General features: G+C 61.6%; 17 protein-coding genes and 2 tRNA genes. 11 read left to right on the top strand and 8 right to left on the bottom strand.

The features are described 5' to 3' along the window. Positions 1 to 33: 33 nt before the first annotated feature. From AC3G7M_RS07945 to AC3G7M_RS07935, 3 genes are all read left to right on the top strand, one after another. The gene (locus AC3G7M_RS07945; RefSeq protein ID WP_489215423.1) at positions 34 to 1,056 is read left to right on the top strand and encodes an ABC transporter permease; all 1,023 of its coding nucleotides are present in this window, start codon (positions 34 to 36) and stop codon (positions 1,054 to 1,056) included. Further along, positions 1,053 to 1,856: an ATP-binding cassette domain-containing protein gene (locus AC3G7M_RS07940; RefSeq protein ID WP_489215421.1), complete on the top strand. Its 804-nt coding sequence runs from the start codon at positions 1,053 to 1,055 to the stop codon at positions 1,854 to 1,856. Before AC3G7M_RS07945 ends, AC3G7M_RS07940 begins: the two co-directional genes overlap by 4 nt. Before the next feature lie 200 nt (positions 1,857 to 2,056). Next, complete coding sequence (locus AC3G7M_RS07935) at positions 2,057 to 2,617, top strand: NifU family protein (RefSeq protein ID WP_489215419.1); 561 nt, start codon at positions 2,057 to 2,059, stop codon at positions 2,615 to 2,617. Between the two features lie 53 nt (positions 2,618 to 2,670). Here AC3G7M_RS07935 and AC3G7M_RS07930 read toward each other — a convergent pair whose 3' ends face one another. From AC3G7M_RS07930 to AC3G7M_RS07920, 3 genes are all read right to left on the bottom strand, one after another. Beyond that, positions 2,671 to 4,239, bottom strand: coding sequence for a glycosyltransferase family 39 protein (locus AC3G7M_RS07930; RefSeq protein ID WP_489215417.1), 1,569 nt, complete (start codon positions 4,237 to 4,239; stop codon positions 2,671 to 2,673). Between the two features lie 287 nt (positions 4,240 to 4,526). Continuing rightward, positions 4,527 to 5,975: an alpha,alpha-trehalose-phosphate synthase (UDP-forming) gene (locus tag AC3G7M_RS07925; RefSeq protein WP_489215415.1), complete on the bottom strand. Its 1,449-nt coding sequence runs from the start codon at positions 5,973 to 5,975 to the stop codon at positions 4,527 to 4,529. 50 nt (positions 5,976 to 6,025) lie between these two features. Then, positions 6,026 to 7,876: an ABC transporter ATP-binding protein gene (locus AC3G7M_RS07920; RefSeq protein ID WP_489215413.1), complete on the bottom strand. Its 1,851-nt coding sequence runs from the start codon at positions 7,874 to 7,876 to the stop codon at positions 6,026 to 6,028. A gap of 367 nt (positions 7,877 to 8,243) precedes the next feature. Between AC3G7M_RS07920 and AC3G7M_RS07915 the strand changes: the two genes are divergently transcribed. From AC3G7M_RS07915 to AC3G7M_RS07905, 3 genes are all read left to right on the top strand, one after another. Further along, positions 8,244 to 9,296: a glycosyltransferase family 4 protein gene (locus tag AC3G7M_RS07915; protein WP_489215411.1), complete on the top strand. Its 1,053-nt coding sequence runs from the start codon at positions 8,244 to 8,246 to the stop codon at positions 9,294 to 9,296. A gap of 102 nt (positions 9,297 to 9,398) precedes the next feature. Next, the gene (gene arfB, locus AC3G7M_RS07910) at positions 9,399 to 9,824 is read left to right on the top strand and encodes an alternative ribosome rescue aminoacyl-tRNA hydrolase ArfB (protein WP_489215409.1); all 426 of its coding nucleotides are present in this window, start codon (positions 9,399 to 9,401) and stop codon (positions 9,822 to 9,824) included. An 86-nt stretch (positions 9,825 to 9,910) separates the two neighbouring features. Continuing rightward, positions 9,911 to 11,257 (top strand): GntT/GntP/DsdX family permease, encoded by a 1,347-nt coding sequence (locus AC3G7M_RS07905; protein ID WP_489215407.1) that lies wholly within the window; start codon positions 9,911 to 9,913, stop codon positions 11,255 to 11,257. 61 nt (positions 11,258 to 11,318) lie between these two features. On the opposite strand, the gene nagA is transcribed toward AC3G7M_RS07905, so the two are convergent. The 3 genes from nagA to AC3G7M_RS07890 form a co-directional block, all read right to left on the bottom strand. Further along, complete coding sequence (nagA, locus tag AC3G7M_RS07900; protein ID WP_489215405.1) at positions 11,319 to 12,467, bottom strand: N-acetylglucosamine-6-phosphate deacetylase; 1,149 nt, start codon at positions 12,465 to 12,467, stop codon at positions 11,319 to 11,321. Next, positions 12,464 to 13,756, bottom strand: a complete 1,293-nt coding sequence (locus tag AC3G7M_RS07895; protein WP_489215404.1) for an NAD(P)/FAD-dependent oxidoreductase — start codon at positions 13,754 to 13,756, stop codon at positions 12,464 to 12,466. The genes nagA and AC3G7M_RS07895 overlap by 4 nt, the downstream gene beginning before the upstream one ends. A gap of 194 nt (positions 13,757 to 13,950) precedes the next feature. Further along, positions 13,951 to 14,793 carry a hypothetical protein gene (locus tag AC3G7M_RS07890; protein WP_489215402.1) on the bottom strand — a complete coding sequence of 281 codons (843 nt, stop codon included), beginning with the start codon at positions 14,791 to 14,793 and terminating at the stop codon, positions 13,951 to 13,953. Positions 14,794 to 15,150: 357 nt separating this feature from the next. Here AC3G7M_RS07890 and xylB point away from each other — a divergent pair, with 357 nt between their 5' ends. The 3 genes from xylB to AC3G7M_RS07875 all read left to right on the top strand — a co-directional run bounded on the left by xylB (position 15,151) and on the right by AC3G7M_RS07875 (position 17,378). Beyond that, a complete protein-coding gene (xylB, locus tag AC3G7M_RS07885; protein WP_489215400.1) occupies positions 15,151 to 16,617 on the top strand; it encodes a xylulokinase in 1,467 nt (488 codons plus the stop codon). A gap of 141 nt (positions 16,618 to 16,758) precedes the next feature. Beyond that, positions 16,759 to 17,019 (top strand): GlsB/YeaQ/YmgE family stress response membrane protein, encoded by a 261-nt coding sequence (locus AC3G7M_RS07880; protein ID WP_489215398.1) that lies wholly within the window; start codon positions 16,759 to 16,761, stop codon positions 17,017 to 17,019. A gap of 179 nt (positions 17,020 to 17,198) precedes the next feature. Next, the gene (locus AC3G7M_RS07875) at positions 17,199 to 17,378 is read left to right on the top strand and encodes a CsbD family protein (RefSeq protein WP_489215396.1); all 180 of its coding nucleotides are present in this window, start codon (positions 17,199 to 17,201) and stop codon (positions 17,376 to 17,378) included. Between the two features lie 80 nt (positions 17,379 to 17,458). On the opposite strand, the gene AC3G7M_RS07870 is transcribed toward AC3G7M_RS07875, so the two are convergent. Continuing rightward, positions 17,459 to 18,541, bottom strand: a complete 1,083-nt coding sequence (locus AC3G7M_RS07870) for a zinc-binding metallopeptidase family protein (protein ID WP_489216001.1) — start codon at positions 18,539 to 18,541, stop codon at positions 17,459 to 17,461. Positions 18,542 to 18,665: 124 nt separating this feature from the next. Next, a tRNA-Leu gene (locus AC3G7M_RS07865) sits at positions 18,666 to 18,749 on the bottom strand. Positions 18,750 to 18,892: 143 nt separating this feature from the next. On the opposite strand from AC3G7M_RS07865, the gene AC3G7M_RS07860 reads away from it, so the two are divergent. Together AC3G7M_RS07860 and AC3G7M_RS07855 are read left to right on the top strand one after the other, a co-directional pair. After that, positions 18,893 to 18,968 (top strand) — tRNA-Asn (locus AC3G7M_RS07860). Positions 18,969 to 19,313: 345 nt separating this feature from the next. Next, complete coding sequence (locus AC3G7M_RS07855; protein WP_489215395.1) at positions 19,314 to 20,684, top strand: phosphatase PAP2 family protein; 1,371 nt, start codon at positions 19,314 to 19,316, stop codon at positions 20,682 to 20,684. Positions 20,685 to 20,707 lie beyond the last annotated feature (23 nt).

Raw genomic sequence — 20,707 nt, 5'->3', positions numbered from 1 at the left:
GCTTAGGCCATCCCTTCAGTGACTGGAACACCAGTGAGCGCACATATTCAGAAGCCAGCGCAGGCCGAAGCAGGTGCAAAAGCGCGCCCGCATATCGGCACGCGCAGCCTGCACGGTTTCCTCCGAATCCGCGAAGCCAGCATCCTCGTCGTCGCGATTCTTCTCATCATCTATTTCGAGAGTTCAAACAGCAACTTCCTCACTCACGCCAATCTGCAGACGCTGTCGCAGTTCATATCAGCGCCCGTGATCATCGCCTGCGGCGAAATCATGCTGCTGATTTGTGGGGAGATCGACCTCTCTGCCGGCATGGTTTTCGCGCTCGCGCCCTTTCTCATGTATTTCGCCCATGACGCTGGCATCCCGCTTTCCATCGCCTTTATCCTGGCTTTGATCGGTTGCGGCGCCATTGGTCTTTTCAATGGTTTTGTCTCTGTCAAGCTGAAGGTGCCGTCTTTCGTCACCACGCTCGGCACGATGTTCCTCATCAATGGCTTCACGCTGACGATCTCGGCCGGTTTCCCGGTTGATACGCCGACGGACAGCTTTTTTACCACCGTCATGGGCAATAGCGGCTTTCAGGAAATCACCTGGGCCATCATCATCGTCCTGGTCATGCATGGCATGCTGCGCAACACGCGCTGGGGCCTGCATACGATCGCAGTAGGCGGAAATCTGATCGGATCGGCCGAATCCGGCATTAACGTCACGCGGATCAAGATCGGCAATTTTGTCATCACCGGCGCCCTGGCGGGCCTGGCGGGCATTCTCGAGGCATCGCGTATCGGATCGACCGACCCGCTCGCCGGCGGGTCCCCCATGATGTTCCTGGCCGTTGCCGCTGCCGTCATCGGCGGCACCTCGCTGATGGGCGGCTCGGGCACCATTATCGGCGGCCTTTTCGGCGGCCTCGTGCTGGGCGTGCTGCAGGATGGGTTTACCATCGACGGCATCAATGCCTTCACCTTCAACATCATCATCGGCGCCGCGATCCTGCTCGCAATGGTCTTCAACATCCACTTCGCGCGGCTGCGCACGACGAGGAAGCGCATATGAGCCAAGTTCAAGCGGCCCCTCTCCCGGCGGCCACGACAGGCGCGCCGGAAGCGATGCGCGCGACCAATATCGTCAAGCGTTTCGGCGCGGTGACGGCCCTGAACGGCGTCTCCCTCCATCTCAACAGGGGCGAGATGCTGGGGATTCTGGGCGATAACGGTGCCGGCAAATCGACGCTGATCAAGATCCTGACCGGCTATCAGGCGCCGACCAGCGGCACGCTTGCGGTGAATGGCCAGGAAGTCGCCCTGAAATCCGTCGATCATGCGCGCGCGCTCGGCATTGAATGCGTCTATCAGGATCTGGCGCTCGTTCCCGGCCTGTCAATTTACCATAATATGTTTCTCAACCGGGAACCGCTGCGGGGAGGTCCTTTCCGCTTGCTCGACAATGGCGCCATGCGCCGTCGGGCCGCTGAAGCGCTGGAAGATATCGGCGTCAACATTCCGAACGTGAACGAGGAAGTGGCGATGCTGTCCGGCGGCCAGCGGCAGGCTGTCGCAATCGCCCGAGCGGTCTATTCCAAGGCGAAAATCCTGCTTCTGGATGAGCCGTTGGCTGCCATGGGTGCCCGTGAATCTGGCCTGATCCTGGATCTGATCGACCGGCTGAAGAAGCGGGCCGATCTCTCCCTCATCATGATCGCGCATAACTACGCCCAAACGCTTGAAGTCTGCGACCGGGTGATGATGTTCCAGCACGGCGAAGTGACCTTTGAGCGTGCCGCTGCCGAAACCTCGGTTCCCGAGTTGCTCGAAATCGTCAAGCAGAACTACCGGGTGGTGCGCGGCGGCGCCTAAGCCGGCCGCCCCTCGCCCTATTTTTTGAGCCTTTGCGCCGTGCTGGCCCCAGAAATGGCCAGCGCGGCTTTTTTTGATTTTTTAGCAGCCTGATGCGAACCGCCACGCCAGACGCAACCCTGGGCTGGATCGCTCGCAAGTTACAGGACTGATTGTGTGCTGTATAAGAGACGGGTATTTACCAAAGCAGGCTCAGGCGCATGTTCATCGAGACCGAAGGCACCCCGAACCCCGCAACCCTGAAATTTCTGCCCGGCCGTGAGGTGATGGGCAGCAATACGGCCGATTTTGCGTCGGCCGAAGCCGCCGGCCGAAGCCCGCTGGCGACCGCGCTTTTCTCCCTTCCCGGGGTATCCCGGGTGTTTCTGGGTAACGATTTCATCACCGTCACCAAGACTGAGGATGAAGCCTGGCAAGGGCTGAAGCCTCAGGTTCTCGGCACGCTGATGGAACATTTCGTTGCCGGCCGTCCGATCATCGAAGCCGCAGGCGATGTGATCGCAGAGGAAGACGTCTCCCCCGAGGACCAGGAAATCGTCGATCAAATCAAAGAGCTGCTGGATACGCGCGTGCGTCCCGCAGTGGCCAGTGATGGCGGCGATATCGTGTTCCATGGCTACCGCGACGGCATCGTGAAGCTGCACATGCAGGGCGCTTGCAGCGGCTGCCCCTCGTCCCGCGCGACGCTCAAGCACGGCATCGAGAATATGCTGCGCCATTATGTTCCTGAAGTCGTTGCCGTCGAGCAGGTCGAGTTCTGATCTTCGGTCTCTGACCAAACAAAAAGGGCGCCCCGGTCAGGGCGCCCTTTTTGTTACTGAAGCGCCAGCATATCGCAGCTTGCTGCGACAGAGGTCTCAACCTTGTGGCCCTTGCTCTTGACATTCACCCGGCAATCTTCGGCCGAGGCGAGCAGCGGCAGATGCGACGGCGCAGGCGGATGATCATAAAGCTTCATGGTGATCAGATCGCCCACCTGGACGGAGGCCACGGCTGAACCAAGGGGCTGGATGATGCGGTGGAAATTCGGGATGGGCGTGCGATCCGCCTGGCCCACCCGCCCGAACATGACCCAGACCCTGCCGCCATTATCCAGATGCTTGGCGGCCTTGAAAACGTCATTCGTCCAGTTTTCAGCCGGGATGACATCGCCATGCCGGCTGAGAAAGAAATTCATCATGTAGACGGGCAGTTCGTCGGAGGCGAGGATGATGTCCCCCGGTTTCATCTCCTTCTTCAGCTCAGCGGCCGCCAGATCCCACCGCGGCTTGGTCTCAACATGATAATAGGGCGCGAGATTGACCGCCGCGAGCAGCACGATGGCCGCCACCGCCGCATTCTGCCACTTGCGCGGCAGCTGGTTGACGCCCAAGCCAACGAAAACCAAAAACGGCACCGAACTCCACAGCAAGTAGCGTGGCATCCAAAGCGGCTTCACGATTGAGATTGCCAGGATCACGAGGGGCGGAATCGCCGCAATGAGCAGCAGCGCAGGGGTCAGACCTTGCGGACCGGCGCTATTCCGCCGACGGCTGAGATAGACGAAGCCCAGCACGGCCAAGGCCACGACCATGAGGCCAAAACCGGGAGCAGCGGCCGGAAATAGGTGAAAATTGATCAGCCGCGACACGCGCATGAGATAGAGGGAACTGAGCACTGACCAGAAACTGTGCAGCGTCATGCGCGGCACCCAGTTGGTGGCATTCGTCATCTGTCCATGGGTGACGACGTCCATTGCACCGAACCAGGGCAATGTTCCCGCAAGGACCACGACCTGCGCGACCAGCCAACGCCAGACAAACCGCCGCTTATCAATCCCCCGCTCGCGCAGCAGGATCGCAAGGACCCCGATATTAGCGGAGATGAACCAGAAAAAGCCCGTGCTGAGCACGTTTAAGGCACCCAGGGTCCCAAGCGTGTAGATTACCCATGGGGCATAAGACGCACCCGGAGAACCGAACGGTCGGCTGGCTGCCTGGGGATCTCGCGCTAGCTGCACAAAGCCCAGCAGCCCAATGGCCATCATGAGGATCGCAAAGGTATAAGAGCGTGCTTCCTGGCCATATTGCACCTGCAGGGGTGACAGCGCGAGAAGCAGGCCGGCGACCAGACCGGCACGCCAACCGCCCAAAGCACGCCCGATCAGAAACAGCACGCCACACGAAACTGCGCCAAAGAACGCCGATGGCAGGCGCAGCACCAATTCGCTGGTTCCATAGTGACCGAACAGCGATGCGAGCGCGAAATAGGATGGCAGATGGTGCGCGGAGAGCGAGTCATGCACCATGTCCCAGAAGGGCAGGCTTGACCGATTGACGGTGGTCACTTCGTCCAGCCAGAAGGGCATATTGTCGATGCGGTAGAAGCGGGCCAGGAAGCCCACCAGACTAATCGCTATGAAGAGAGCGACTGTGACACGCGCTTGCGGCTGCGCGACAAGCCAATCGGCAGCCCTGCGCTGCAGGGTTATGCTAGTCTTAGCAGACCTGGGCGATACGGCAGACATGGTCTCTCCGCAGCATAAATTTCACTACCGTGACATTGATCGCCGATAGCGGCGGATTTGGGGCGCGGTGGTAAGGTAATTGTAATTTTCTGCCTTTTAAGAGACCCAGGAGGGGATACTTTGCCTCCTGGCTCCCTGGGCAAAGGCGAAAGCCTGGACGCAGGCTAGGCTCGCCCGTTCAGATCGCCCAGGAAGCGATCGCGCCAAGCGGACAAGCTATTGCGCCGAAGGACCGCCATCATCTCGGCATGACGCTCGCGTCTTTCGAGCAGTGGCATCGACAGCGCCTGCTCCAGCGCGGCGGCAATCTCATCGGGATCGTGCGGATTGACCAGCAGGGCCGTTTTCAGCTCGCAGGCAGCGCCCGCGAATTGTGACAGCACCAGCACACCGGGATCGATCGGATTCTGGGCGGCGACGAATTCTTTGGCGACCAAGTTCATGCCATCGCGCATAGGAGTCACCAGGCCGATATCCGCGCGTGCGTACATAGGCATCAGCATCTGCCGCGCGAAACCCTTGTTCAAATAGCGTAGTGGCGTCCAGTCCAACTCAGCAAAGCGTCCGTTGATACGCCCAGCCTCACGCTCCAGCTCCTGCCGGATCTCCCGGTAGGTGTCGACATCGCTGCGGGAGGGCGGCGCGATCTGCAGAAAGGTGACACCACCGCGGCGGCTTTCATTCTGCTCAAGGAAGCGTTCATAGGCGAGGAAGCGCTCATTCAGCCCCTTGGAATAATCCAGCCGATCGACGCTGATAATGAGCTTGCTCTCACCGATCGAGCGGTGCAGCCGCGCCATCTGCGGGCAATCACCGGGCGGTTCGGCCTGTGCGCGGATTTCGTCGGTCTGAACACCGATAGGGTAGACGCCAGTGCGCACGACGCGGCCGAAAGCCATGAGGGCGCGACCGGGCAAAAGATGACCGTCCGCCTCGCGCAGCACGTAATCCTCGAAGGCGCGGCGATCTGCCTCGGTCTGGAAACCGATAAGGTCATATTGGCATAGCGCGCGGGCGAGATCGGCATGAACCGGGATGGTCATGAACACCGGCGCGGCCGGAAACGGCGTGTGCAGAAAGATGCCCAGGCGGTTGGTGATGCCTTTTTCGCGCAGAGCGGCGGCGAGGCTGAGGAGATGATAGTCATGCGCCCAGACCACGTCCTGCGGGGCCAAGGCATCGGCGACTGCGCTCGCAAACAGCTCGTTCACCCGCCGGTAGCCGGCGTAGTCGCTGCGGGAAAAGCGGGCCAGCGCGGAGCGGTAGTGCAATACCGGCCATAGCGCCGAGTTCGCAAAGCCGCGGTAATATTGAGCGTAGTCGGCCTCTGCGAGATCCAAAGTCTGCAGACGGATATGGCCCTTCTGCCGCTCCGGCAGGATGCGGCTGCCCTCCGTTGAAATCTCTCCGCTCCAGCCGATCCAGAGGCCACCCATGTCCTGCAGTGCGTCGAGCACACCTGCGGCAAGACCGCCGGCCGTGGGCTGTCCCTCCTCGATCGGAGCGACGCGGTTGGAGACCACGATCAGCCGCCCGGAGTCGGCCGGGGCGACCGTGCCAGCCGCGACATCCCTCAGATCCGTCAGAGCCCGGCCAAAAATGGTCTCATCCATCGCTAACGATTCCTTGGATCAAGCGGTCGGAGCGGAGAAGGCCATCAGGATCAGGCGGCCCGGGGCATCGGGATCACGTTCTGCCGGGTCAGCAGATCGCGATAAGGACCCGGACGGCCCGCGAGTTCGGTCGGTGAACCGTCATCCACAACCTCACCATCCGCCATGACCACGATGCGATCGAAGTTGCGCAGGGTGGACAGACGGTGGGCGATGGCCACGACCGTGCGACCTTCCATCAGCGTATCGAGCGCGCTTTGGATTGCCTGTTCGGATTCGGTATCGAGCGCGGAGGTCGCCTCGTCCAGCAGCAGCAGCGGCGCGTTCTTCAGGATCGCACGGGCGATCGCGATGCGCTGACGCTGGCCGCCCGACAGCTTCGTGCCCCGGTCGCCGACGATCGTATCAAACCCTTCCGGCAGCGCCTCGATGAAGTCACGGCAGCGGGCGAGTTCAGAGGCCTGGAGGACCTCGGCCGTCGTCGCAGAGGGACGCGCGTAGCGGATGTTTTCCAGCACCGAGCGATGGAAGAGAGAGATATCCTGCGGCACCACGGCCATGCCCTGGCGCAGGCTTTCCTGAGTCACCCGGCTGATATCCTGGCCATCGATCAGGATGCGGCCCTCGCTCGGGTCATAGAAGCGCTGCATGAGGCTGAGAATGGTGGACTTGCCGGCGCCTGAGGACCCGACCAGACCGACGCGCTGGCCGGGCTGGATGTTCAGCGCCACGCCTTTCAGGACTTCCGGCCGTCCCGGATAAGAGAATCGGACATCATCGAAGGAAACGCCACCGGCGGTCAGCAGCAGCGGACGGGCCTGCGGCGCGTCCGGCAAGGCATGCGGCAGGAGCAAGGTTGCGGTCGCTTCTTCCAGACGGGCGACATGCTGAGTGAGATCGACCAAGGCCACCGCGAGATCACGGGTGCCGTGCAGGATGGTGAAGCAGAGCGAGCCGACCAGCACGATGTCACCGGGGGAGGCCTGACCGCGGCCCCACAGAACGACCACCCAAGCCATGACGGCCGCGGAAAAGAGGGCCGTCACCACGGCATGAAGAAGACGCAGTTTTTCTAGATATTTCAGGCTGTTGTGCCGGGCGGACATCTCCTCGCCCACCGTCTCGGCAATGCGCTTGCTTTCCCGAAAAGTCGCACCGAACGCACGCACCACCGCGATATTGCCGATGACATCCACCAACTCGCCGTCCACGCGCGCGGCCGAACCGGCATAGGAGCGATGGAGCGGACCGCCCTTGCGCGCGAGGAAGAAGATGATGGCGGCAAGGCCGGCGCTGATGGAGGCCATGGCGAAAGCCATAAGCGGATTGACCGAGGTCACCAGCGCAATGGAGAAGATCACGGCCACGACCGGCGGCAGAATGTTCCAGGCCAGCGTATTCTCAGTGGTGAAGACAGCATTGGAGGTCGCCGTCACACGGCCAGCCAGGGTGCCCGGCAGACGATCAGCGAAATAGCTGGGCGAGTGACCGGCAAGATGGTTGAAGAGGTCGCGACGGACATCGCCCGTCACCTGCACGAAAAGCTTGGCCGCGATCCAGCCGCCGACGCGCCACATCAGATTGTCGGCCGCGATCAGCACGGCAAGCACGCCAAAGGCAATCCAAACGCCATGGACCGCCGCAGCGCTGTGGCCATGGGAGACGGCGTCGACCAGGTTCTTCAAACCATACTGGGTCAGAACCGAGCACAAAACGGCGACGAGCACGGAGGCAAGGACACCTGCATGCGCCAGAGGATGACGCGCGACGAAATGCAGCAGGAAGCGGATCGGCTTCGCGCGCAGCCCCAGGAGCGTGGCCGTCTGGCGCGGCGAGGTTGTGCCCGAGAAGTCAGCATTGCCCTGCGTGGAATGGTCTGAAGAACGCGCGAAACCCTGCATAGCCGTCACCTTCATTTCAGCAGACTGGTCAACTTTCTGAGAAAAGTCGCTGAGCAGTCCGCGTGATCTCGTCAGGAGCCCTTAGCTTGCCCAAATGGGATGCAGCGTACTGAGATGCGCATCACATCGGGTTGAGAGGCAGACTAGACATAGATCGTAGCGGAAATAGGGCGCGTTTCGCGTGATTGCCTATATTTCAAAGCTTTAGCGCCGAGATTTCGCCACATTCGGTGCTGATGCTTCAGGGTGAAGGTCACGGCCTGAACTAGAGTACTAAGTTTTACTGCTATCCCATTAGAAGCTAACGAATGTCGCCGCATCAACCCTTTGAGCCATCGATGATGCCGGCCTTCAGGAGAGTTTGACGATGCGTATTGCCCAGGTCTCCCCTCTCTACGAAGCCGTGCCGCCGCGTCTGTATGGCGGAACGGAACGCGTGGTTTCCTTTCTGACGGAAGAGCTGGTGGCCATGGGCCATGAGGTGACGCTGTTCGCGAGCGGCGACAGCCGGACCGCGGCCAAGCTGGAGCCGATGTGCGAGGAGGCCCTCCGCCTCGACCCGAATATCCGGGACCGGATGGCGCCACATATGAAGATGATGGAAGCTATTCGGGACCGGGTGGACGAATTCGACGTCATCCACTTTCACAATGACTATCTGCCCTTTTCGCTTTTCTCGCGCCAGGCGACACCTTTCGTGACCACCATTCATGGTCGCCTCGATTTGCCTGAATTCGTCGATATCTACGGCGCCTTCCCGAAGGTTCCGCTGGTGTCGATCTCCGACAGCCAGCGTGCGCCCGTGCCGAACCTGAACTGGGTGCGGACGGTGCATCACGGCCTGCCCACGAACATCCTGACGCCGCGCAACGTCCCCCAGGACTATCTGGCGGTCCTGGGACGGGTCTCACCCGAAAAGGGTGTCGACAAGGCTATTCACATCGCGGGCAAGGCCGGGCTGCGCATCAAGATTGCGGCTAAGGTCGATGCCGCGGATCAGGAGTATTTCGAGGCCGTGATCAAGCCGCTGCTGAAGCAGCCGCATGTCGAGTTCATCGGCGAGATCAACGAAATGCAGAAGCCTGACTTCCTGTCGGCCGCCCATGCGCTGATCTTCCCGATCGACTGGCCGGAGCCCTTCGGCCTGGTGATGATCGAAGCCATGGCTTGCGGCACCCCGGTGATCACCTATGAACGCGGTTCCGTGCCGGAAGTGATCGAAGACGGGTTGACCGGCTTCATCACCCGTGACGAAGCGGATGCCGTGAGGGCCGTGCATCGCCTGGGTGAACTGGATCGCGCCCAGGTTCGGGCGCGCTTCGAGGAGCGCTTCTCCGCCCGCCGGATGGCTGAAGACTATGTGTCGGTTTACGAGGAAATGGCTGCTCGCCCGCGTGCGCAACTGCGCGTCGTCAGCTAAGAGAGAATTCCCGGCAGCGCTTTCGCGGCCGACGCGCTAGAAAAAGGGACGCCGGAACCAGCCGGCGTCCCTTTTCATTTGAGACCACATTTTAAAACCGGCATGGCGCGCATCCCCATCACCCCGTCCTTCTCCATCGACGAAGACGATCTTTCCTTCCGTTTCGTCCATGCCTCGGGCCCGGGCGGACAGAATGTGAACAAGGTCGCAACCGCCGTTGAGCTGCGCTTCGACACGACACGGACCGCAGAGCCGTCGCCTGGCTTCAGGCACCGTCTGGAAACTGCGGCGGGACAGCGCATGACGCAGGACGGCGTGATCGTGATTTTCGCGCAGGCGCATCGCAGTCAGATTCGCAACCGGGAAGATGCTCTGGCCCGCCTGGTCACCCTGCTCGCCAAGGCGGCGGAAGTGCAGCGCAAGCGCCGGCCCACGAAACCCACCCGCGGCAGCCAGGAACGACGCCTGGACGGCAAGGCGCTGCGCAGCGGCGTCAAGCGTATGCGCGGGAAACCTGCCGATATGTGACGATCCGTCGGCTGGTTTGGCAAGACCATTGCCTTATCTCCGCCGGCGGCGGAATGTCCTGCCAAAGAGAGCCTGGAGTTCTGTCTATGTCCCCCGCCTTTGCCGTTGGCCTCGCTATCGTCGCGGTCGTTGCGCTGATCGTTCTCATCGCGCGGTTCAAGCTCAATCCTTTCATCGTCATTTTCGTCATCTCCTTGGCCATGGCGCTGATTGCAGGCATGCCGGCTGACAAGGTTGTCAAGTCGTTTGAGACGGGTGTGGGCAACGCACTGGGTCATATCGCGATCATCATCGCGCTGGGCACAATGCTGGGTAAGATGCTGGCGGAATCGGGCGGCGCAGCACAAATCGCGAAGACGCTGATACGCTGGTTCGGGCCCAACAATATCCCCTGGGCGATGCTCGCGATCGGCGTCATCGTAGGCCTGCCCGTGTTCTTTGAAGTCGGCTTCGTGCTGTTGATCCCGATCGCCTTCAACGTCGCGAAAGATACCGGCCGGCCGCTTCTGATCGTCGCCCTTCCCCTTATTACCGGCCTCTCTGTCGTCCATGCTTTGATGCCGCCGCATCCGGCCGCGATGCTGGCGCTGCAAGCCTTTCACGCCGATATCGGCACGACGATCCTGCTGGCGCTGGTGGCCGGTATTCCGGCCGCGATCATCGCCGGTCCGGTCTGGGCCATGATCATTGGTCCGCGCACGCAACTGCCCGCCGAGAACCCGTTGGCAGCCCAGTTTCTCAATGAAATGCCGGCGGAGAAGCTGCCGCCTTTCGGCATCACCGTGCTGACACTGCTGCTGCCCGTGATCCTGATGCTTCTGGGCAGCTTCGCGGACGTATTCACGCCGCGCGGGTCGACCCTCTACCTCGTGCTGGTTTTTATCGGCAACGCCGATATTTCCCTGCTTTTGGCGGTTATTCTGAGCTTCTATACGCTGGGTCTGGCGCGCGGCATGTCCCGCGAGACCATCCTCAAGTTCACCAACGATTGCCTGGCACCGACGGCCATGATCACGCTTCTGATCGGTGCTGGCGGCGGTTTCGGCCGCGTTCTCATCGACAGCGGCGTGTCCCATGCCATCGTCACCGTCGCACTGGGCGCCCATGTCTCGCTTCTGCTTCTCGCCTGGCTGCTGGCTGCCGTGGTGCGGCTAGCCGTCGGCTCCTCGACCGTGGCCATGATCACCTCTGCCGGGATCGTGGCGCCCATCGCTGCCCACACGCCCGGTGCGCAGCTTGCGCTTCTCGTGCTGGCGACGGGCGGTGGCTCGATCATCTTCAGCCACGTCAATGACGGCGGCTTTTGGCTTGTGAAGCAGTATCTCAATATGAGCGTGAGCCAGACACTCAAAAGCTGGTCGGTGCTGGAAACCATACTATCGGTGGGAACGCTGGCGATGGTGATGATCATGTCGGCCGTGCTTCCGGTCTGACAGAAGGGGGCGCGGGCGGGCATTGCCTGCCCGCGCCCGCCTTTTCCGCGGCAGCGCCAGTTCAGGCAGCGGACCAATCACCTTCAAGCCAAGTGCCCAGCGGTTGCAGGCCCGCTGACAACAGCACCAGATCAGCCCGCAGGCCCGGCGCGATCCGTCCACGATCAGTCAAGCGCATCAGATCCGCCGGATAGGTCGCGGCCATACGCAATGCCCGCTCCACCGAACAGCCCAATAGCCCCACCGTATTCCTCACGGCCGCCGCCATATCGAGATCGGCGCCCGCCAAGGTGCCGTCCTCTCGTTCCAGCCGGCCATTGCGGCGGAGAATGCGCTGACCATAGAGGTCGAAGCCGTCGGCATCAGTGCCCAGAACGCTCATTGCATCCGTGACCAGCAGCATCCGGTCGGCCGGACGCGCGGCCAGCGCAGCCGCGAGCGAGACGGGATGGACATGCACGGCATCGACAATCAATTCGCACCAGGCGGACTGATCAATCAAAGCGGCGCCAACAGGGCCTGGCTCGCGCCCGGCGAGCGGCGGCATGGCGTTGAAGAGATGCGTGAAACAACGGAGGCCGAATCCGATCGCCTGCGATATCCGTTCGGCAGAGGCCGCGGTATGTCCGGCACTGAGTATGATACCAGACGATGCAAGCCGCCTGAGTTGATCGTCCGCCACTTCTTCCGGCGCCACGGTGAGGAGCAGCGGCAAGCCCGCTGCCTGGCCTGCCAACCAGTCCGCGTCCGCTGCATCCATAGTCCTGATCAGCGCCGGATCATGAACGCCCGGGCGACGCGGGCTGATGAAGGGGCCTTCCAGATGGATGCCGGCAATGCCGCTTTTGGGGAGGCGCATCGCCGCGCGTGCCGCTGCTGTCCCCGCGCGCATCACCTCCGGCCGATCCGTGATGACGGTTGGCAGCAGCGAGGTCGTACCGAAGCGGCGATGCGCAGCGGCGATAGCCAAAGCGCCAGCGACAGTCGGCGACTCATTGAAAAGCACGCCGCCGCCGCCATTGACCTGAACATCGATGAAGCCTGGGGCGAGGATACTGCCCTCGGGCAATCTGCGGATCGTGGCGTCAGCCGCGGCGGCTTCCGGCAGGATGTCGAGAATCGTGCCGTTTTCGATCAGAACGCTCAGCCCGGAGACCAGTCCGTCTTTCGTCAAGACCTGGCTGCCGGTGAGGCATTGCCGCACGCTCATAGGCCTAATCTATCCTTCATCCGGCCCCAGGCAAGGCGGCCCTGGACCGCGAGCGGCCAAAAGGCGTGGAAGGGGATGGGCTTGAGGTCGGTGAAGGGCATGTCCAGCGCGTCCGCCACTTCCCCACCGATGCGCCGGGCGACGAGGCCGCCCATCGCCGTTGCCATGGCAACGCCGCGGCCGTTGTAGCCAAGGGCGATCAGCACATCAGGCTCTGGTTCGTGCAGATGCGGGTAATGATCGGCCGTCATGCCCAGCTGGCCGTTCCAACCATGACCCCAGCGAATGCCACGCAGGGCGGGCCACAGTTTCTCAGCATAGCGCTGCAGGTAGCCGAAACCGGCCGGTCCGCCCATCTCGCGCAATTTGCTCCGCCCGCCCATGAGCAGCCGGTTCGTGGCATCGACACGGTAGTAGACAGTGATCGAGCCAAGTTCGTACAGCACGCCGCCACCGGGCATGACCTGCCTGAGCTGGGCCTCGGACAAGGGTTCCGTCGCGGTGATGCCCGACCAGACCGGCACAATGGACTGACGTAAACCCGGCCATAGATCATCGGTATAGCCATTGGTGCCGATCACGATGCGATCGGCCACGACAGCGCCCGAGGGCGTCACCACGCGCCAGCCGCCACCTGTTTGGCGCTCCAGCTTTATGGCCGGGCTATTGGCGTGAATACGCGCGCCGGCCGCGATCGCTGCTCTGGCCAGTCCCCGAGAATAACCGAGCGGATTGACCGATCCACCGCTGGGGTCGCGAAGGATACCGTGATACCGCGGCGTGCCTGTGGCTATCACGGATTCTTGGCGATCCAGCAGCCTGGCGGTCAGGCCACGCGATTGATATTGGGCAGAAAGCCTCTGCAGGCCAGCCAGCGTCGCGGCAGTCGTGGCAGCCCGCAAGGTGCCACCTTGCTGCGCTTCGCAACGGATCTGGTGGCGCTCAACGAGACGGAAGAGGGCTTCCGGGGCGGCATAGGAAAACTGCACCATCCGGTGGCCGAGTGCGCCGAAATCGCTCTCGACATCGTCGGGATCAGGCTTGAGGCCGGGATTGACATGCCCGCCATTGCGGCCCGAGGCGCCGAAGCCAGGCTGCTGCGCTTCCAGCAGCAGAACATTGATGCCGCGCTCGGCCAGATGCAGTGCCGAGGAGAGGCCGGTGATGCCGCCGCCGATGACCACGACCGAGGCCCGTGTCTCCTCCTCAAGCCGCGGCAAATCCAGCGGGGGAATGGCCGTTTCCGCGTAGAGACTCGGTGGCAGCGGCTTTTCGGAATGTGCAGACATAAGGCCCATCGGATGCGCGTTAAGGCACTACCCTAACGCCCGATTCGCCAAGGGCGATAGAGGGACATAACGCGTTATGCCAACCCTATGCCTGAAAGATCTCTCCTGCCCCAAAACACAAAACGCCCGCAACGAGGTTGCGGGCGTTTTGGAATAAAGACCGGCCCGGTGAACCGGGCCGGCTGTCGTCGAGATTAGAAGATTTTGTGGTCGACGTTGGTCAGAGTGATGGTGGTGCCATCGTTGAGGGTGATGACATCATTGCCACCTGTGACGGTCTCAGTCGGCACATTGGTGGCAGAGTAGCCGTAGCCACCGAAAGCGAGGGTATCGGTCGACTTGAACCCGATGATGACTTCGCTTCCGCCCGCATGACCCTTGACGAAGCCGAACACGTCGCTGCCGGAGCCCGCCGTGATCGTAGAGGCACCGCCACCGCCGATGACCGAGTCGGCACCGCTGCCGAGCGTCGCGACCAGAGTCGCATTGCCGCCGTTCGGGTTGGTGGCAATCGTATTCGGACCAGTGGACTTGGACATATCAATGGTGGTCGTCCCGGACGATCCAGCCACCGCCAGATTGTTGGAGCCGGTCACGGTCAGGGTGCTGCTGCCAGAACCACCGATCAGCGTGCTGTTGGTGCCGGACACGGTGCCTGTGATCGACCCAGTGCCGCCAACAACCGAAGACCCGCTGCCGCCAAGTGTGAAGGTGGTGGTGCCCGAACCAGCGCCGAACAGGGTCGTGGAACCCGTGGCTGCCGTCACCGTGTCATTCGGCGCCGCGAAGACAGCGGTGTTGCTCGTGGTGGTGATGCTGTTACCGCCGGACGACGTGTCGGCGACCGCAGTTGCACCCGAGACGGTGACCGCAGTGCCGGAGGTACCAACGACGGCTGCACCCGAAGTGGTGGTAGCCCCGCTGGACACGACCGTCACTGAAGTCGAAGAATTGAAGTAGTTGGAAAATGCTGACCCGCTGCCGCCCGTATAGTTATTCGGAACTGAACCGCCGCTGACCGTACTCGTACCGCTCATAGTCGTCATCCCCGCAAAAAATGACCCGACCTGAACCGGGTGGCACTGACCGTGCCTCTATCTCTAAACCAGACATTAACCTTAAGAGAGGTGTAGCCGGGCAAATGGTGCACAGCAACAGGGTTTTGCAGGACTTTTCCCGCAACGCGGAAAACTCTCACATCTGTGATCTTTGCGACACAGACATTGGTGCCGAGGCAGGCAAGCAGAGCTAGACTTTCGCTGCATTGCAAAATTGTGACGCTTGCTCGGGCGCGTGGGGCCGAAATACCGACATGCCCGGAATACGCCTCCCCCACCCGACGCGGTTCTGTTATCGGCTGACCACGTCAAACAAAGCGCCGTTGGGGGAACGCCATGTATCTCGGGATTGATCTCGGCACGTCAGGACTCAAGGTGGTTATCGTCGATGAGACCGATGCGGTCCTGGCAAGCCACACCGAGTCGCTTGAGGTTTCCCGCCCAAGACCCGGATGGAGCGAACAGAATCCAGAAGACTGGTGGCAGGCGGCCCTCCGCGCGCTCGACCGGCTCGCCCAAACCCACCCCACCGAAATGGCGGCGGTCCGCGGCATAGGGCTTTCCGGCCAGATGCATGGCGCTGTGCTGCTAAATGAGGCCAACCAACCGCTGCGTCCGGCCATCCTTTGGAACGACACGCGGTGCGAGGCGGAATGCGTTAAACTGGAGGACGCCTTTCCCGCCCTGCGGCAGGTGACCGGCAATCCGGCGATGCCGGGCTTCACCGCCCCTAAGCTGCTTTGGGTGCGTACGCACGAGCCTGAGATTTTCAGTCAGCTGCACACCGTGCTTTTGCCGAAAGCCTATCTTCGCTATCGCCTGACGGGCGACATGATCGAGGAAATGTCCGACGCCGCCGGGACTCTGTGGCTGGATGTCGGCGCCCGCGCCTGGTCTGAAGCAGCGCTTGCTGCCACGGGACTGTCCCTCTCCGCCATGCCGCGCCTCGTAGAGGGAAGCGCGCCCGCCGGAATTCTGACGGAAGACCTTCGTGCACGCTGGGGCATGAAGACGGCGCCGGTTCTGGCGGGCGGCGCGGGCGACAATGCGGCAGGCGCCGTCGGACTTGGTGCCATTCGCCCTGGCAGCGCGTTTCTGTCGCTCGGAACCTCTGGCGTCCTGTGGGTCACGACCGACCGTTTCCGACCGAATCCAGAAGAGACGGTACATGCTTTTTGCCACGCCTTGCCGGGGCTATGGCACCAGATGGGCGTAACGCTGTCGGCGGCAGCCTGCCTTGCCTGGTGGAGTAGCGTTGCGGAAGAAAAGGAGGCCGTGCTGCTTGAGGCGCTGCCGGAAACGCCCGCGGCACCGTCCGAGGTGACCTTCCTGCCTTATCTGTCGGGAGAGCGGACACCGCATAATGATGGCGGCATCCGTGGCGCTTTCGTCGGTCTGTCGCAGGACACCACGCGCGCCGCTTTGACCCAGGCCGTGCTGGAAGGCGTTGCCTTCTCGTTCCGCGATTGTCTGGACGCTTTACGGGCTGCTGGCACGGTCGTGACGGAGGCCGATGTCATCGGCGGCGGCTCGCGCAGCGTGACCTGGATCAAGATTCTTGCCTCGGTTCTGGGCATCACGCTGCATCGTCTCGCCGATGGTGAGCACGGCGCTGCTTTTGGCGCCGCACGCCTTGGCCGGCTGGCCGCAACGGGTGAGGCACCAGAGGCGCTTTGCACGCCGCCACGCCGACTGGCCGCAATCACCCCCGACCCCAATCTGCAGGCGGCGTATGAAAAACGCCTGCCACTGTATCGTGCGCTCTATCCCGCGATCAAACAGGCGCAGCGCGCACAGCTGTGACATTGGCGCAACTACACGCCTAATCATTAGGTCGCCGATCGAACAAACCGGCTCACTCCCTTGAAGATGAGCCGGTCGCACCCTTTTTGAGGTCGATCGCCAAACCCTTAAACAGGGTTTGGCCCGAAACAGGGGACCACAATGTCAATTATCGGCTGGATCATACTCGGCCTCATCGCCGGCTTTATCGCGAGCAAGATCGTCAATCGCTCCGGTGAAGGCTTCTTTATGGATATCGTCCTGGGCATCGTCGGAGCCCTGGTTGGCGGATTTATTTTCAACGCCTTTGGCGCCGCCGGCGTTACCGGCTTCAACCTCTACAGCATGGTCGTCGCCGTGATCGGCGCTATCGTCCTGCTCGTGCTCTATCATGCCTTGTTTGGCCGCCGCCGCGCTTACTAAAGCCCCTCTCTGAACAGGCCGCGGCTCTGCAAAGGGCCGCGGCTTTTTCATGTACGATCCACACGAGGACGTGACGGCTGGCACGCGGCTCAGACCTTCATTCTCGGAATCCTGGCACTATGTCCCGTAACACAGGGCACAGAATCCAAAGTGCTCGTAAACCGAAAGGGATGTCGCAGATGGATAAGGATCGCACCGCCGGTATCGGCCATCAGATCAAGGGCGGCGTTAAAGAAGCGGCCGGCAAGGTTACTGGTGACAAGAAGCTGGAGGCTGAAGGAAAGGTCGAGAAGACCGCCGGCAAGGTCCAAAACGCCGTCGGTGGCGCCAAAGACAGTGTTCGCGACGCTGTGAAATAAGCCGCCCACAACAAAGTCTGCTATCGCAAGCCGGCCGGGATGACGTCCCGGCCGGCTTTTTTTGCGCAAACTCAGTTCATTCACGCCACGGCAGGCTGATCTTCAGGTAGCCGGCCCTGCACGAGGCGATGGATGAAATCCATCTTCTGGATCACCGCGGCGCTAAGGATGAAGGGATAGAGATCGCTTATCCCCATGCTCCGATTGAGGCTGTTGACCGCGAAGGTGAGTGGCAGCCAGTCATCGATCAGCCCTTCGACAGGTCCCTCGCCATAGGGGTTAAGCGTGATATCGGCGTGCAGATCGGGCGCTTTTGCCTTCATCGGGTGGATCGCAATACCGAAGGCCTTCGCCGTCTCAAGCGTATCCAGGATATGCAGATAATGCGCCCAGGTCTCGGCAAAATCCTCCCAGGCATGGGTCGTCGCGTAATGCGAGATGAAATCGTTTTGCCAGCCGGGAGGTGGACCCTCCTGATAGTGTCGCTGCAAGGCCTGGCCGTAATCCTGCTCGTCGTCGCCGAAGACGGCACGGCATTGTTCCAGCCGATGACCGTCCCGGACCAGCAGATCCCAGTAGAAATGACCAATCTCATGACGAAAATGGCCAAGCAGCGTGCGGTAGGGCTCACCCATCTGCGTGCGTAGCGCCTCTCGGGCGACGTCGTCTGCTTCGGCAAGATTGAGGGTGATAAGCCCGTCGTCGTGGCCGGTGAGTACACGGGGACCACCCGCTGCCGGGGGATCGGCCAGGAAGTCGAAGGCAAGGCCGTGCGCCGGGTCCTCGGCCAGCGTCGGAAGCGGCAGGTTCAGCTTGATCAGCTGATAGAAAAGCCGGTGCTTTGCGGCTTCAAGCTTTTGCCATCGCTGGAGATTGGCCCCCTCGTTGAGAGCCGGGATGGTGCGGTTGTGGCGACAGGCCGCGCAGTAGGTCTCTGGACTATCTGCCGCGATGAGCCAGTTACAGGCACCATACTGGGCATTGTCGCAAAAGCGGTACTGGGTCTCGCCACCAGTGGAAGGCCGCCAGATATCGCCATCTTGCACCACGACCTCGAGCTGGGACGTGCCCGCATCATACCCGAGACTCGACCCGCAGCTTTCGCAGCGCGTATTTTCAAAAAAGAGCAGCTGGCTGCAAACTTGGCATTGAAACAGTTGCACCGCGTCCATCCCCCAATCGTGCGACGACCGAAACGGCCCAGATTTGGGCATGTATCGGGCGCATAAAAGCCTGCACCCAACACAATTTTTCATCTACACGGGGACATGACCCAATAGGGGGGCTTGGTGCGAGAGGGGGGATTCGAACCCCCATGACTTGCGCCGGTCGATTTTGAGTCGACTGCGTCTACCGTTCCGCCACTCTCGCGACACAAGCCCTCTAGCACGGTGCTGTGCAGAGGTGAAGGCAGCATAGATGCGGGAGGGAGGTCTGCTTTTCACACAGAAAAAGCAGCGTCGGCTGGCGTTGCAAGGTCGTGACACCTCCGCTATAGGGTGCCCGCCCGCTGTTCCCGGATAGCTCAGTTGGTAGAGCAAGCGACTGTTAATCGCTCGGTCGTAGGTTCGAGTCCTACTCCGGGAGCCAGGGCACCTTTTTCATTATATCTGACGGCTTGCGCCCCACTAGAAATCCAGGGATTTCCGGTGATACGGTAGGCTACCGTTCTTCTCCGTTTGCCACGCAGCGCCGAAAAGGCCGAGTATGTCACCGGGCATCGGAATTCGGCGACCGGGCGCTCTTTGCCTGCGCCGGGACGTCCTTTTCTCTCAGGAATCTGGTCTCTGGCGAACGTGTGAGCCGCGCTGATCTGCCCGGCGCCGCAAATGCGACCCTTTTGTTGCAATCCCCCCTCTTGCCGCCCTCGCCGTTCCGCCCGACCGCGGCGAGGTGGTAAGCCATTGCGGACAAGTTGCACTGGAGGACGAGACCGTGAAACGCACCCTGCTTCTGAGCGCCGTCGCCTTCGGCCTACTGGCTCCGCTGACGGCGGAGGCACAGTCCGCGGGCAATCTTGCGGTGCTGCGTGGGCTGGCGCCGGTTTCCGCTTTGATGAACACGCCGGAAGGGCGCGCCGCCCTTGCATCCGACTATACGGTGACGGCGGGAATCCAGAGCGGGGCCGTTCGGCAGCAGACGCTTCTGCCCTTCGGCATGCAGCAGCAACTGTCCCTACGCGACGTCTACATAACCGATGGCAATCTGGCACAGCTGGCTGACGGCCTTGGCACGACTCTGGGCGATGCCTATCAGGCGCATGCGCATTACATCGCACGCAAGACCTTCACGAACCTATCGCCCGCCGTCGCGCAACTCATCGCCTATACGAATAGCATCACCGGCTCCGACTCAAATTCCGGCAAGTATTTCTTCGCCAACGGCACGACCGACGGAACGACCCCCGTGTCAGCCGATGCGGCAGCGATTTTCAAAACGATAGACGGCACGACCGATATCTTTGGCAAAGCCTACAATCTTCCGGCCGGAAGCGCGGACGCCGACAAGTACGGCGATTCCCGTCCCTTTCAGACCATCAAAAATATCCGTCCGATCGTAGGACCGGACTACTTCAACGCTCCGGCGGACAACACGGTCTATAATCGTGGCCCGTTGATGAACCTGACCAATAGCCCATCCTTCCCAAGCGGCCACACGACTTACGGCTATATGGGCGCGATTCTCCTCGCCGAGCTGGTGCCGGAACGCTTCCAGCAGATGATCGTGCGTGGGGCGGAATACGGCAACGACCGCATCATCGTCGGCGCGCATTATGCGATGGATGTTCTGGGCGGGCGCACGCTTGCGACCTATGACCTCGCCCATCTTTTGGCAAACGACCCTGCCTATCTCGACCAGGCCGTGAAGCACGGTACCCCGATCAAGGACTATCAGGCCGCGGTGAAGGCGGCCCGCGCCGATATGGTCAAGGCGCTGGAAACGGCCTGTGGCAATAGCTTGGCCGAATGCGCCCAGGAGGATATCGGCCGCTTCAGCGATGCCGGCAATGACGCGGCCTTCTACGCAGGAACTCAGACCTATGGCCTTCCTGCGGTCTTCCCCAAAAATATTGGTGAGGTTGAAGACGTCGCCAAGCTGGCGCCGGAAGCGGGCTATTTGCTGACCGCCGCCTTCCCCAGCCTCAGCCTGCAGGAAGCGGATCAGATTCTGACCGTCACCGAGGGTCCAGGTGGCGGATTTCTGGATAACGGCTCTGCCTTCGGGGTCTATTCCCGGCTGAACCTCTATGCCGCCGGTGGCGAAGCCGCGGCTCTCGCCGCACAGAAAACCGCTGTGTCGCATTGAGATGGAAAGGGAGGGCGGGCTGA

The organism is Acidisoma sibiricum (assembly GCF_057837225.1).
Note: the sequence above shows the minus strand (reverse complement) of the source record. Positions and strands in the feature narration are given on the sequence as shown.

Excerpts from the sequence above, each read along its gene's own strand:
- AC3G7M_RS07940 (WP_489215421.1), top strand. The coding sequence starts at position 1,053 with ATGAGCCAAGTTCAAGCGGCCCCTCTCCCGGCGGCCACGACAGGCGCG.
- AC3G7M_RS07935 (WP_489215419.1), top strand. The coding sequence starts at position 2,057 with ATGTTCATCGAGACCGAAGGCACCCCGAACCCCGCAACCCTGAAATTT.
- AC3G7M_RS07925 (WP_489215415.1), bottom strand. The coding sequence starts at position 5,975 with ATGGATGAGACCATTTTTGGCCGGGCTCTGACGGATCTGAGGGATGTC.
- AC3G7M_RS07920 (WP_489215413.1), bottom strand. The coding sequence starts at position 7,876 with ATGCAGGGTTTCGCGCGTTCTTCAGACCATTCCACGCAGGGCAATGCT.
- AC3G7M_RS07915 (WP_489215411.1), top strand. The coding sequence starts at position 8,244 with ATGCGTATTGCCCAGGTCTCCCCTCTCTACGAAGCCGTGCCGCCGCGT.
- arfB (WP_489215409.1), top strand. The coding sequence starts at position 9,399 with ATGGCGCGCATCCCCATCACCCCGTCCTTCTCCATCGACGAAGACGAT.
- AC3G7M_RS07905 (WP_489215407.1), top strand. The coding sequence starts at position 9,911 with ATGTCCCCCGCCTTTGCCGTTGGCCTCGCTATCGTCGCGGTCGTTGCG.
- nagA (WP_489215405.1), bottom strand. The coding sequence starts at position 12,467 with ATGAGCGTGCGGCAATGCCTCACCGGCAGCCAGGTCTTGACGAAAGAC.
- AC3G7M_RS07895 (WP_489215404.1), bottom strand. The coding sequence starts at position 13,756 with ATGTCTGCACATTCCGAAAAGCCGCTGCCACCGAGTCTCTACGCGGAA.
- AC3G7M_RS07890 (WP_489215402.1), bottom strand. The coding sequence starts at position 14,793 with ATGAGCGGTACGAGTACGGTCAGCGGCGGTTCAGTTCCGAATAACTAT.
- xylB (WP_489215400.1), top strand. The coding sequence starts at position 15,151 with ATGTATCTCGGGATTGATCTCGGCACGTCAGGACTCAAGGTGGTTATC.
- AC3G7M_RS07880 (WP_489215398.1), top strand. The coding sequence starts at position 16,759 with ATGTCAATTATCGGCTGGATCATACTCGGCCTCATCGCCGGCTTTATC.
- AC3G7M_RS07875 (WP_489215396.1), top strand. The coding sequence starts at position 17,199 with ATGGATAAGGATCGCACCGCCGGTATCGGCCATCAGATCAAGGGCGGC.